The organism is Enterococcus sp. SMC-9, assembly GCF_021011285.1.
Taxonomy (GTDB): Bacteria; Bacillota; Bacilli; order Lactobacillales; family Enterococcaceae; genus Enterococcus_C; species Enterococcus_C montenegrensis.
The window spans coordinates 229,489-242,170 of record NZ_JAILYE010000005.1; the positions used below are offsets into that span (position 1 = coordinate 229,489).

The window sequence follows — 12,682 nt, forward strand, 5'->3', positions numbered from 1 at the left end:
CCAGCAGCTACAGTGGCCACTTAATAAAGTAAAAAAGGTTTATTTTCTTTGTTAAGTTTGAAATAAGAGGAGATTTGATATGTTAGTGAAAGCTAAAAATTATATTTATCAACATGGAACTTTAGGCGGTTTGATGCAAGATTTAATGGAGGGGACAGAGAAAATTGGCACGTTGTCTAACTATGGTGATTTTGGGTTAGGGACATTGGAAGGTTCCAATGGAGAAGTCATTTTCTTAGACGGTGTAATCTATCATGCTGACCAGACAGGGGCCATTCATCAATTAAGCGGAGAAGAACTGACGCCTTATGCAGCGGTTACTCATTTTGAATCCGATCTTCAATTTCCAAGCTCTGCTATAACAGATGATGAATTAAAAGCAGAAATTTTAAATAAAATTAGCCATAATCTATTTGCGGCTATCAAAGTTGCGGGAACATTTAAGCATATGCATGTACGGATAGCACCTAAACAAGTTAAACCCTATCCAAGATTTGTCGAAATTGCACGCAACCAACCCGAATTTTCAGCCGCTGAAATTTCTGGGACAATCGTGGGTTTTTTTACGCCCAAGCTATTTCATGGGGCGGCTGCAGCAGGTTTTCATTTACATTTTATTAGTGATGACCATAAATTCGGCGGTCATGTCTTGGATTTCAAGTTGACAAAAGGACAAGTAGACGTAATGGAATTAGCTGAATTTCGACAACATTTTCCGACAGAAAGTCCGGAATATTTAGCAAATGAAATAAAATTAGCCGATATAACAAAAGATATTGAAGAAGCTGAATAATGTAAAAAAGATACTTCAGCCTTAGCTGATTTTATAATGGAGTGGATCAATTAAAATATGTATTTCGCGGTTTGTTAAAGCTCCCTATTGCCTAAATGCTCTTACTAGGTGCTTTGAATTAACTTTTTTACAAATAGCAATTAAATCTAAGCATAACAAATAGCAGAGAAATTTGATGCCGATAGATTCTTTGAAGCTGGACTAAAAATCTAACGTTTGAAAGAACCTACGTCTTATTTCACTGCTATTTTTTTGAAATGAAGGATTTTGCAGGCAACAACGGACTAAAAGACGATAAAAAAATACACCTTAGGTCTGATTTTTATCATTTACAGTAGCGGTAGACTGAATAAGTGAAGAAAATGACTGTTATCTTATTGGTTATTTTTTTGAAGGCTCATAAGGAGGCGTAAAATGGAAGTAATTGAAACATTAAGTGTAGGGAAAACATATGGTTCAGGAAACACCGCATTCACGGCATTAAAAGAAATCAGTTTGAAAATTGAAAAAGGAGAATCGGTGGCGATTGTCGGGAAAAGCGGCTCCGGTAAATCGACATTGATGCATATTTTGGCCTTGTTAGATAAGCCAACAACAGGTCAAGTCAAAATAGTTGGTCAAGAAACAAATGGTATTAAAAAGAAAGAGTTGAATAAATTACGCAATCAAACCTTTGGCTTTGTTTTTCAACAATTCTTTTTGAATGCCAAAGACAGTGTTTTAGATAATGTTATTTTGCCGTTAAAAATTGCCGGTATTACAGGTAAAGAACGTAAGGAAAAAGCGATGGCGGCTTTAGCTGCAGTGGATTTAGCAGATAAAGCGCAAAACAAGGCCAATAATTTATCAGGTGGCCAAAAACAGCGCGTATGTATTGCCCGTGCTTTAGTCAACGATCCAGAAATTATTTTTGCTGATGAACCTACAGGAAATTTAGACTCTGCCACTGGTGAAAAGGTGGAAGAATTACTTTTTCGTTTAAATCGCCAAAAGGGTATCACCTTAATTATCGTTACCCATGATCCTGATCTTGCTGCCCGGTGTGATCGGCAAATTCACATTAAAGACGGCTTTATTGTTAAGGAGGAACGTTCATGAATTTATGGGATACAATAACTTCTGCCAGTGCAAATTTATGGCGGAATAAAGGGCGAACCATTTTAACTATTTTAGCGATTTTTATCGGCGCATTTACTATTTCGATGACGTTGGGTATTAAAGCTGGGGTTAACGACTATGTCGATAAACAAGTAAAAAATGTTGGTCGTGATGATTTATTAATGATAAACAAAGCTGTTAGTGATGACCCAAACAAAGCCAGTGATGAACCAAAAGAATACACGGAAGAACAAGGCAATGCCGAGGACTCTTATTTATTGGACGAAAAAGACGTCACAAAAATTGCAAAAATTGCTGGCTTAACAGATGTAAAACCAGCCGAATCTTTTAGTCCAGATTATATTGTCGGAAAAAATAATAAAAAGTTTGTTTTATCTGCATCAAGTACAGATGGCATTGATGTTGACTTAAAAGCTGGTAAACAAGTGAGTCAAAAAGGCGATGCCTATGAAATTGCATTAGCTGCAAATTATGTCAAGAGTTTAGGTTTTGCTAATGCACAAGATGCACTAGGGAAAAAAATTAGAATAGCGGCCTCGTCACAAGCGACAAAAGCGCAATCAGAAGTGGTGGCAACTGTTGTCGGCGTGCGCAATCCAAGTATTGTAAATAATGGTGATTCTGTCGTTAGTAAAGCTTTGGCTGAAAAATTAATTGCCATCAATAAGGCTGGCTTGCCTAAGGGGATGCAAAATCAATATTACGCTATTTTGGCAACTGTCAAAAATCCAACAGAAAATAATATTACAAAATTAAAAGAAAAATTGAGTAAATACGGGTATGGGGCGAGTACCTTTGCTGATCAGGTGGGGATGATTCATTCAACCGTCGATGCAATCACAGGTGTATTAACATTGTTTGGTGCTATTGCATTATTGGCAGCCAGTTTTGGGATCATTAACACGTTGTATATGTCAGTACAAGAACGCACGCGAGAAATTGGTTTAATGAAAGCAATGGGAATGGGGCGAGGAAAAGTTTTCTTAGCCTTTAGTATTGAAGCGATTTTAATTGGTTTTTGGGGATCAGCATTAGGTGTTGCTGTTGCAATGGGAGCTGCAAAAGTCGTAAATAAAGTAGCAACCGATTCTTTCTTACAAGGATTAGATGGCTTTAACCTATTGCAGTTTAATTTCTCATCGGTTGCCATGATTATGGTAATCATTATGTTAATTGCCTTTTTAGCAGGAACATTCCCTGCAAATCGCGCTGCTCGGTTGGACCCAATTGATGCATTGCGTTATGAATAAACTTCTAGTCATATAAGAGTAGTAAGAATAAAGATAGTAACTAACCTAATTGAAACAATTCAATCTTAACGGTAGTGTTTAATAATGAAGGACTTTAGGTGGGCTTTACAAACAAAAACTTCAGGAAACCGTCTTGGTGACACTTCCTGAAGTTTTTTTGCTTAAGGTTTAATGACTAATTTTTGATCTGCTAAATTGGTATCGTTAATGGCCGAATCAATGTATTTTTGTAAAAAGGGAGAATATTTGCCAAGTTCTTTATAAGCAAAAGACTGCTTTATTTGCTCTCTTTTCTTTGATGAATAGTCATCTTGTCCAGTAAAATAATTGTAATTTACTTCACCAACTAATTTAGCTGCGGGCGCTAAAATATTTTCATCCCGCACCTTTTGATCTAAAAGCTGTTGATAAGCTAATCTTTGCCCATCTTTGAAGAAAAGTTCTTTTAAATATGCATTATGTTGACGGATATTTTTAGCCGTCATTTTATTTTCTTTAGCCCAAGCGTCTACGTCAACTGTTTGTCTGTGATAGGAAATTTTGCCTGGGGTAAGCTTTAATTCACCATAAGCATGATCAGCAATCGCAAAGGAGCTGGTAACAACTTCAGTAATGTCAGTTTTTCCAGTAGGATCTTTCATAATATCTTGAGCATGAATATGACCGGAAAAAACTACAGGCACCGGATATTTTGCTAAAAGACTTTTAAGAGTTTGAGCGTTTGACAAGACATAACCTTTGTAAACAAGAGGGTTATGAATAAAAAGATTATGATGCATAAAAAGAATCGGAACTTTGTTTTTACTTTCAGCAATTTGCAATCTTTTTTCAAGCCAATTTAAAGTTTCATCTTTTACTTGGCCACCTGTATGGGGTTGCGCACGACTGGTTTGAATGGGGTATTCATTTGTATCTAAGAAAATAAAGTCATATTTTTTGTCGATTTTAATTGCATAACTTAATGATGCGCTATCTGTACTAGTCGCAAGTTTATACCCATCGGGGAAAAATTCTTTAAAGTCAGTAGGTGAGATTTGGGCAATACGCTCTTTGGTATCGCCTTGGTATTTGCGAGCCCAACCATCAAAAATATCGTGGTTCCCAGGAATCGCAAGTATCTTTGTACCAGTCTTTTTTACAGGAGCTAAAATTTCAGCCATTTCTTTGGCACTTTGTTTTTCACCATTTAAGGTTAAGTCACCTGTCAAAATAATTGCCGCAGGCTTTACTTTTTTTGCTTTAGCCACAAAGGCTGTTAAAGATTCTTCTTGATAATCCAAATCTTTTCCGGCGGCAGTTCCTTTGATAAATTGAAATTCTTTGCCATCATCGTGAAGAGACGGGGCAATAAAATGAATATCCGTGGCAATCCAAAACGTATCATTTTTTAGCTTAAATTGATTTGCCTCAGTTGAGGTGTGACAACCAGTAAGGACAAATCCAAATAGAATTAGTAATATTGTTAGCATTTTTTTCATCTTCCACACTCCCGCAGGTTATCATAGCACAAAGGTTGTCATTATGTTAAAAATTAGACAATAAAATAAAGAGTAGGGATAAGAGGACTTCACTAAAGCCCTCTTATCCCCGCTCTTTATTTATAAAGGTGTATTAAGTTAAAGTATTAATCAAATTGACGAAGATATTCTGAAAATTTTGCAAGTCCAGTCTTTAAATCATCAGTTTTACAGGCATAGCCAATTCGCACGCACTTTTCAAACTCAAAGCACTCACCGGGTGTGAATAAAATACCGTGATTGTCAATTAAATCCAAGCACAAATCATAACTTGTCATGTCAAAATCATAGTACAGTAAAGTGATCGTCCCTGCTTGTGGTTTCACGTAGTGGATATGGGGTTCGTTTTGTACCCATGTGTCTAAAATCTGCAAATTTTTACGTACTAAAGTTAAGTTGCGGGCCATAATTTCTGTTTGATGGGTGAGTGCAATGGCTGCCAGTTCTTCATCTAGTAGGCCACAACTAATCGTATTATGATCGCGATGTATTAAACAGGTATCCATAGCAGCAGAATCTCTGGTTGCAATCCAACCCAGTCGCAAGCCGGCCAATGACCAAACTTTTGACATGCTACTTGTGCTAATTCCTTTTTCGTATAAATCAACAATAGAAGGACTCACTTCATCAGTTTGTGTCAAGCCGCGGTATGTCTCATCACATAAAATGTAGGCGTCAACTTCTTTGGCAAGAGCAACGATGCCATTTAAAATATCTGCTGACATTAAAGCACCTGAAGGATTGTTGGGATTGTTAATAACGATAACTTTAGTTTTATCCGAAACTAATTTTTTTACTTCCGCTAAGTCTGGTAAAAAGTTATTTTCTTTTTTTAGTGCATACATTTTAACCGTGGCACCAAATGATTCCGGTATTGAATATAATTGCTGATAGGTAGGGAGGATAGCCACAACTTCATCTTCGGGATTTACTAAAGAATATAAGACAAGATGATTTGCACCGATTGCACCATGGGTAGTAACAACTTGATCTGGCGTAATATTTTGATAGAGCTTCGTGATTCCCTGTTTAAAAGTTGGATTGCCAAAAATATGGCCATAGGTGAGACGTTTTTTTAAAAGATCATTTAAAGTTTTTTCTTTATCCAGTCCAGCTAATTCGAATAAATCATTGACACTAATTGAGTCGACACAGGTTTCACCAGTGTTGTAAATAGCTTTGTCTTCGTGTTCGTTCATCCACATTTCTACTTTAAAGGGTTTGATATTCATTTTTTTCCTCCTTAATTTATGACTGTTCCCGCGTGTTTGTAAAAAAAACTATAAAAAGACAGTTTGGCCAATATTTTCTTTAGTAGCTATTTTTAGTGCTAAATTTGAAACAGCTAGATCTTGGAGTGCAATTCCTGTCGAATCAAAAATCGTAATGGCATCATCTGCAGTACGACCTGCAACTTTTCCTGTAATAAGGGCGCCAATTTCACCGCTAATGTCAGCTTTTTTTATAACTCCTTCTTTGATCGGACGTTCAGTTTCACCAACAGTTATTGCTTGTTGTAAATCATCAACGATGATGATAGCATCTTTAAAAATCTGCGGATCAATTTCTTCTTTACCGCTGATGTCAGCGCCAATACAACTAAAGTGTGTTCCTTTTTTTACCCATTTTGCCTTTATAATTGGCGTAGTGGCAGGGGTTACCGTTGCCACTAAATCTGATTTTTCTAATGTTTGCGCAAGATCTGTCACAGCGCTAACATTCGTATTTTTTAGCGAAACTTTTTTGGTTGGATTTTTGGCTAACAAACTTTCTAAAGGTGTCGCCAAATTTGTTACAAACGCATTTGCTTTGTTTGCATCTAAGGGATCAAAAATAAAAATATCCGATATACTGTCAAAAACCGTCAAATATGCAGCAATCTGAAAAAAGGCTTGTTGGCCCGAACCAATAATTAGCAATGTTTTGGCCATTTTTTTAGCTAAATATTTTGCACCAATGGCCCCTGCGGCACCGGTGCGCATGCCCGTGATATATTCAGCATCCAACAAGCTGCAAGGTGCTCCTGTTTTACTATCAAATAAGAGGGTAGTACCAAATAAAGCCGGTAAGTTTTTGGCGGGATTATCTTTAAACCAAGAGACGACTTTTAAACCGTAACGCTCAAGTTCGGGCATAACACCAGCTTTGATATCCATATCCGCAACACCAGCTTCAAATTCATGGAATAGCATCGGAAGAACGAGGGCTTTGTTTAACTCTTTTTGTTTATAGGCCTCTTCAACTGCGGCGATAGTTTCTTCCATTGTTAAAATTTTTCGTAAATCATTTTCATTTAAAACTGTAACTTTATTCATGGAAACAACTCCTTTACTTCTTTCATTGTAAGCGATAAATGTAAGAGGTTTTTTTGTAATATTTCCAAAATTAAGATATATTTTTTGTAGAGCTAATAAAAATGCTTGCGTGTTTTTCATTTATGATGGAGGTGTAAAGATGGGTTTGACTGTCACGGGTCTATTGGACACTATTGATCCAAAGGGATTTGTTTTGTGTGCTGGTTTTAATGGGCTGAAGAATCCGATAATGGATGTGGGGATTTTAGATCACGAATTTGATTTAATGAAAAATAAGGAACAGCCGTATTTTGAACCTTGTTCCATTGTTGTATCCAGCCTGTTGTTCATGAAAGACAATCCAGAGCAACTGTTACCAACCATTCAACAATTATTACAAGATAAAGTGAGTTCTTTAGCCATTCAAAATGTTTACTTTAAGGATATTCCCCTAGCGGTCCTTAATTATTGCAACGAAAAAAATTTCCCCTTGTTTTTATTGACGGAAGAAGCGGATTACTTAGAAAATTTGATTTTTAAAATTAAAAACAGTATTCATCAAGCGGACTATTTAAATTATTTAGAACATAGTTTTCAACAGTTATTAAATGGTGATGAACACAATTTTGCGTCTTTATATCAACAGCTATCCCTTGTTTTAAAGCCTCAGAGTCGAGCATATTTGATTGAAAAACAAGATCAAGCCGTCTTTTCTTTACGGGAGTATGATCAATTTAAACGTGATATTCCCCAAGCTGCATTTTTAACGCGGTGGAAAAATAAACTTTTTGTTCTAACAACCTTGGAGCTAACTTTTCCGCCTGGTTTTAAGTCCAATCTTATCGGCGGCTGTAGCAGCAACCAAGAACAAAACAAAGATTTAGCACAATTATTTGAAGAATCCCTGTTGGCTTTAGAAGCTAATAATCAATTTGGCAAAATTTTTCACTACGATGATTTAGGTATTTTAGCTTTGATTGGCAAAATGAAACTAAATACTGGGATTACAAAGCTTGTTGACAAATTAATGGCTGAACTACAAGCAGATTTTGGGATAGAGGTATTTCAAACTGTACTCATTTTTTTTGCCGCAAATGGTGATATTCAAAAAACAGCTGACACGCTATTTATTCATCCCAATACAGTCCGTTATCGCATCAAAACTGTCTGCAACAAGCTTGGATTTCAATCAGAGTTTGAATTGATTGCAAACTACGGTCTACTGTTTAAAATAAGAAAATAATTACTACGAGATAAAATGGGCGAGGAGGGATTAGTTTGACCAATAGAATGCAAATCAATCAAAAATATCAGCAACAAAATAGTTTGCTAATGGAAATTGCTGTTTTGGCAAAAGATACGCCAGATTTAATTGATCTTTCGATTGGTGATCTAGATGTAACCACGAATGAGTCAATCATCGCGGCAGCTTTTGCTGCTGCCAAAAATGGTGAGACAAAATATACAGCGCCAGATGGGACGAAGACATTTCTCGGTGCTGTTTGTCGCTATTACAAAAAACGTTATCACATGACAATTAGTGAAAATGAAGTACGGGCAACAGTGGGTGCGATGCATGGTATGTATTTAGCCTTAATGGCCTTAGTTGATAAAGGTGATGAAGTGATTATTCATGAACCTTACTTTACCCCTTATAAAGAGCAAGTCCTTGCTTGTCAAGGTATACCGGTATTTGTAGCAACCAATCCAGCAGAAAACTATCAATTAGATGTTGAAAAATTAGCAGAAAAGATCACCGATAAAACGAAAATTATTATTATTAACTCCCCTAATAATCCAACGGGAGCAGTTTTTACAAAAGAAACAATGCAAAAAATTGCTGATCTAGCAATTGCAAATAACTTGTATATTTTTTCAGATGAGGTTTATGAAGCTTATTGTTTTAATGAAAATTTCACCCCAATGATGAGTTACGCACCGCAAAATACTATAACCTTTAACAGTTTTTCTAAAACTTTTGCAATGACGGGGTGGCGAATTGGTTTTATGATTGCCCCAGAGCAGATTATTGATGCCTGCCGAAATGTCAGTGAATTCGTAACTTTTACAGCACCTTCCATTTCACAAGCAGCCGGTGTTTTTGCTTTAGATAATTGGGAAGAGCTCTTTAGCGAAGTTGCCAGTCTTGTTTACGATCGGTTGCGCTATATTGAAAAACGGGTCGCCAAAATTAATTTTCTTAGCATGGGGGAAGTTTCAGGAAGTTTGTATGCTTATTTAGATATCTCTAAAACTAATTTGGACTCTTTAACTTTTGTTAAAAAAGTATTAGCAGAATGTCATGTTTTATTGGTACCAGGGGTCGCTTTTGGTGAAACAACTGGTAAAGACCAGGTTCGAATTGCCGCAAATCAACCGGTATCTATTTTAAAATCAGCCTTTGACCGGATGGAAAAGTTAACCTTCTCATAAAAATGCAGTATTTGCTTTCAAGAGTTGCATCTTGTATAATCAAAAGTCGCAGGCTAAACAGCTTGATTTGAAGTTGGTAGCCTAACAAAGTCTGCGCCTGAAATTAATGATTGTTAAAGGCAAATTGAGGAGAAAATCATGAATACAAAAGAAAAAATGATGGAAATAATTAAGAAAAAACAAGGCGGCGGCCGTGTAAAAGAAATGCAAGCACCAAAAAATGATCGCAAAAATATGCGTAAAGGTCCCAAAATTTATAACAAATAAGAAAAAGTCGTACTCTCTGGTTAAGATGGTACGATTTTTTTTTGCGATTAAAAATTTACGAGGGATTTTTCAAAATACAAGAAACAGTTTTGGCGCTTGCTTTGTTACGTATTTTCTAAATGCCCTCCTGCTATTAGCAGGAGGGCAAGAAAAAGAAGGGAAGAGTGGGCAAATTAGAGACCTGTATTTTTTACGGTGGCAGCTAATTTTTATACCGTTATATTTAGGTGCTTTTATCTCATGTTGGACTAGAAATTGCATTTTTACTCGTTATTTTGTATTTATCATCTAGGGCTGGTTAAACTGCCATTATTAAGCTTGCGCATTACTACCAAATAAACCTATATGCATCCAGACATACTTCTTTTTAACCAAAACGAAGACCTTAATAGAACGACAAAAAATTCAAGCATTTAAAGAAATATGACTATGTGGTTAATGAAAAATAGAAACTGCGAATTTTAAAGTAAAAGTAGGTAGCGGTTTTTTAACTTAAACCTTGGAATATAGTAATAAAGCTGATATTGCTATATAAAAACCTTTTATCGCAAATAATTAAAGTAAAACGGCCTTAAAATATTTGGTATTACCCAATATTTTAAGGCCTTAAAAATTTAGAGTTATTTATTTTCCTAGCTGCTCGTTAAAGAAAGCTAATGTAAGATTCAGGGTTTTCTCCCAGTACCCCTCACCATGAATGGTGCCAGCAATCAGTTTAACACAACTTTCAACACCAACTGTGGCGAGTCCTTGTTGTAATTTTAAAACACCGCTGATCGGCACGAGTTCATGCAACGAATTAGCTAAAAATACAGGACCGCTGTTAGCTGTAATTCGTGTTAAGGGCGTAGCCGCTTTTAACAAATTTAAATCATTTCTAACGTAGTTTAAAATGAACCATTTATAGAATTGATCATTACTGCCATCTTGATCGATTTCGCGACTTTCGTGTTCATCGAAGTGTTGTTCTTTATTCATAACTGCTTTCACTTCGGGGTGTTTTGTCACCCAATCATATAAATCAATAATCCCTGACCAAGAAGCAGCGGGAATTCCTTTTTGTAAGGCCAGTTCAACTGCCAAATTTCCACCGGCTGAAGCACCTAAAGCAAAAACTAGCTTATTTTTTAAGTCAGCATTGTTTTTAACCCAAGCATAGACATTGAAAATATCCGTTAAAGCGCTAGGATAAAGGTGAGCAGGTGCAAGGCGATAGTTTGGAGCAACTACAAAAAAGCCATTTTCCACAAACTTTTCAGCCAGAAAATTTTCTTTTTTCTTATCGCCACGAAACCAACCGCCCCCGTGGATCAAGAGTAAAACCGCTTTGAAATCACCAGTTGGAGCATAGGTATCCAACTTTAAATCATTCCCCATATCATAGACAATATCATTTACTACTTTCATTTTTATCGCTCCTAAATTAAATCATTGGCATCGTCAGGTTGAAGTTGCATGATTTCATCAATGGTGGTAAGTAAAGCTTTTTGTGCTTTGTCGTATTCTGCGATAGAAGTGAATTTTTCGTTGAAACCTTCTAAGCCACCACTGGCAAAAGCCATTTCATATTGATAGACTGCATCATATTGTGCTGTAAAAGTCTTTAAGAGCGCCATTTGATTTTCTGCTAATTGCAACGCTAATTGAATCACGCGAAAATCAGTATACGCTAATTCAAATTGAACGGCCCAAGCACGCATGAAAGGATGCTGATTTTTTATATGCAAAAAGTGATGTTCTACTGTCCAGGACAAATTTTTTAGCGAACCTTGAATATCTAACATGAAAATTACTCCTTTTTTACTATTCTAATTTTAAGAAAATTCCTTTGTCTTGCATGGCTTTCACAAATTTTGCTACAGTATTGCTTCTATTCCAATCACGTTGTAATTCGCAAGCAAGTTGCGCAAAGGAGGTCATTTTAGCACCAGCTTGTTCAACACGATGAAGTGCCATTTCGTGGGCGATTTTGCTTGTTCCACCAACTGCGTCTGCGACAGCATAGACTTCATAGCCTTCTTTTAAAGCATCCAAGGTTGGAAAAGTTAAGCAAGCCTCTGTCCACAATGCGGCAATAATAATTTTCTTTTTACCCGTTGCCTTAACGGCGTCATTAAATTCGCGATCTTCCCATGCGTTAATGGAGGTTCTGTCATAGCTTGGCAAATCAGCTACTAGTTCTTTTAATTGGGGAATAGTATCTTTGTTACGTCCGGTTGCTACGTTGACCGTTGAAACAATAGTAGGGACATTATAAGCCCGCATCAAAGCTGTTAAATTTACAATACTTTCAACTAATTCATGGCGATCCATTGAATTGATGGAGTTTACTTGTGTAGGCTGATAATCAATTAGTACAAAAACGCTGTTTTCCGGCGAAAGCAGTTCATCTTTTTCGGGATTTCTAGGTTCATAACTTGTCATAATAAAATTCCTCCTTAATGCTATTTAGTAGAATGAAAATTTTTACCTCAAAACCAATATACTGCCGTTTTTTAAATAAGGGAAATAATCCGACTTTAAAATAGTAAGCGCTTAAATTTTCATTTGAATTATAAAAGTTTAAAAAAGATAGTAGCAGTCATTAGGGTAAATATGGATTGGAATAGCCTCAATTGTAAATACTCTACATATAAAACAAATAAAAAAGATTTGACACAAAAGTCTCAAGACTAATCTGTCAAACCTTAAAAATTATTGGTCAAAGTAACCCATTGTAATAATTACTAAAAATTATTTGTATTGATGATAGGTATCCCGTGGTTTTTGATTGTAAGGATAAAATTTACGAATACTTTGACGATATTTTTTTTCGTCCCATAAGGCAAACCAGACTAAAAAAGGGGGAACAAAAATCAAAGCGGCTAGAGCAACACCATAATGACTAATGACAAAGCTGACGATTAAACCTAAAACGATTAAAGAAATATTGCGAATTGTATTCATCCTTTTCACCTCAATTAAAATATACGAACAAATGTTTGTATATTGATTATACGAAAGTATGTT

Annotated in this window: 13 protein-coding genes; 6 read left to right on the forward strand and 7 right to left on the reverse strand. The window is 36.0% G+C overall.

The features are described from left to right. The first annotated feature begins 79 nt into the window (after positions 1 to 79). From budA to K4422_RS09360, 3 genes are all read left to right on the forward strand, one after another. Positions 80 to 793 (forward strand): acetolactate decarboxylase, encoded by a 714-nt coding sequence (gene budA, locus K4422_RS09350; RefSeq protein WP_230710805.1) that lies wholly within the window; start codon positions 80 to 82, stop codon positions 791 to 793. Between the two features lie 414 nt (positions 794 to 1,207). Next, positions 1,208 to 1,891, forward strand: a complete 684-nt coding sequence (locus K4422_RS09355) for an ABC transporter ATP-binding protein (RefSeq protein ID WP_230710807.1) — start codon at positions 1,208 to 1,210, stop codon at positions 1,889 to 1,891. Next, on the forward strand, positions 1,888 to 3,162 hold the full coding sequence (locus K4422_RS09360; RefSeq protein WP_230710809.1) for an ABC transporter permease: 1,275 nt from the start codon (positions 1,888 to 1,890) through the stop codon (positions 3,160 to 3,162). Before K4422_RS09355 ends, K4422_RS09360 begins: the two co-directional genes overlap by 4 nt. 161 nt (positions 3,163 to 3,323) lie before the next feature. On the opposite strand, the gene K4422_RS09365 is transcribed toward K4422_RS09360, so the two are convergent. The 3 genes from K4422_RS09365 to K4422_RS09375 form a co-directional block, all read right to left on the reverse strand. Next, positions 3,324 to 4,640 carry a metallophosphoesterase gene (locus K4422_RS09365; RefSeq protein ID WP_230710811.1) on the reverse strand — a complete coding sequence of 439 codons (1,317 nt, stop codon included), beginning with the start codon at positions 4,638 to 4,640 and terminating at the stop codon, positions 3,324 to 3,326. A gap of 146 nt (positions 4,641 to 4,786) precedes the next feature. After that, entirely contained in the window at positions 4,787 to 5,911 is a 1,125-nt protein-coding gene (locus K4422_RS09370; protein ID WP_206902768.1) for an aminotransferase, read from the reverse strand. A 48-nt stretch (positions 5,912 to 5,959) separates the two neighbouring features. Next, the gene (locus K4422_RS09375) at positions 5,960 to 6,994 is read right to left on the reverse strand and encodes an ornithine cyclodeaminase family protein (protein ID WP_230710813.1); all 1,035 of its coding nucleotides are present in this window, start codon (positions 6,992 to 6,994) and stop codon (positions 5,960 to 5,962) included. Positions 6,995 to 7,133: 139 nt separating this feature from the next. Here K4422_RS09375 and K4422_RS09380 point away from each other — a divergent pair, with 139 nt between their 5' ends. The 3 genes from K4422_RS09380 to K4422_RS13575 all read left to right on the forward strand — a co-directional run bounded on the left by K4422_RS09380 (position 7,134) and on the right by K4422_RS13575 (position 9,673). Next, positions 7,134 to 8,216: a helix-turn-helix domain-containing protein gene (locus tag K4422_RS09380; RefSeq protein ID WP_206902770.1), complete on the forward strand. Its 1,083-nt coding sequence runs from the start codon at positions 7,134 to 7,136 to the stop codon at positions 8,214 to 8,216. 47 nt (positions 8,217 to 8,263) lie between these two features. Continuing rightward, complete coding sequence (locus K4422_RS09385) at positions 8,264 to 9,406, forward strand: aminotransferase class I/II-fold pyridoxal phosphate-dependent enzyme (protein WP_230711002.1); 1,143 nt, start codon at positions 8,264 to 8,266, stop codon at positions 9,404 to 9,406. Between the two features lie 138 nt (positions 9,407 to 9,544). Further along, positions 9,545 to 9,673, forward strand: coding sequence for a hypothetical protein (locus tag K4422_RS13575; protein WP_268991022.1), 129 nt, complete (start codon positions 9,545 to 9,547; stop codon positions 9,671 to 9,673). Between the two features lie 624 nt (positions 9,674 to 10,297). On the opposite strand, the gene K4422_RS09390 is transcribed toward K4422_RS13575, so the two are convergent. From K4422_RS09390 to K4422_RS09405, 4 genes are all read right to left on the reverse strand, one after another. Further along, positions 10,298 to 11,080: an alpha/beta hydrolase gene (locus K4422_RS09390; RefSeq protein WP_230710815.1), complete on the reverse strand. Its 783-nt coding sequence runs from the start codon at positions 11,078 to 11,080 to the stop codon at positions 10,298 to 10,300. Positions 11,081 to 11,091: 11 nt separating this feature from the next. Then, the gene (locus K4422_RS09395; protein WP_230710817.1) at positions 11,092 to 11,457 is read right to left on the reverse strand and encodes a hypothetical protein; all 366 of its coding nucleotides are present in this window, start codon (positions 11,455 to 11,457) and stop codon (positions 11,092 to 11,094) included. A 19-nt stretch (positions 11,458 to 11,476) separates the two neighbouring features. Continuing rightward, positions 11,477 to 12,097: a hydrolase gene (locus tag K4422_RS09400; protein ID WP_230710819.1), complete on the reverse strand. Its 621-nt coding sequence runs from the start codon at positions 12,095 to 12,097 to the stop codon at positions 11,477 to 11,479. A 309-nt stretch (positions 12,098 to 12,406) separates the two neighbouring features. Then, positions 12,407 to 12,619: a hypothetical protein gene (locus K4422_RS09405; RefSeq protein WP_230710821.1), complete on the reverse strand. Its 213-nt coding sequence runs from the start codon at positions 12,617 to 12,619 to the stop codon at positions 12,407 to 12,409. Between the last annotated feature and the right edge of the window lie 63 nt (positions 12,620 to 12,682).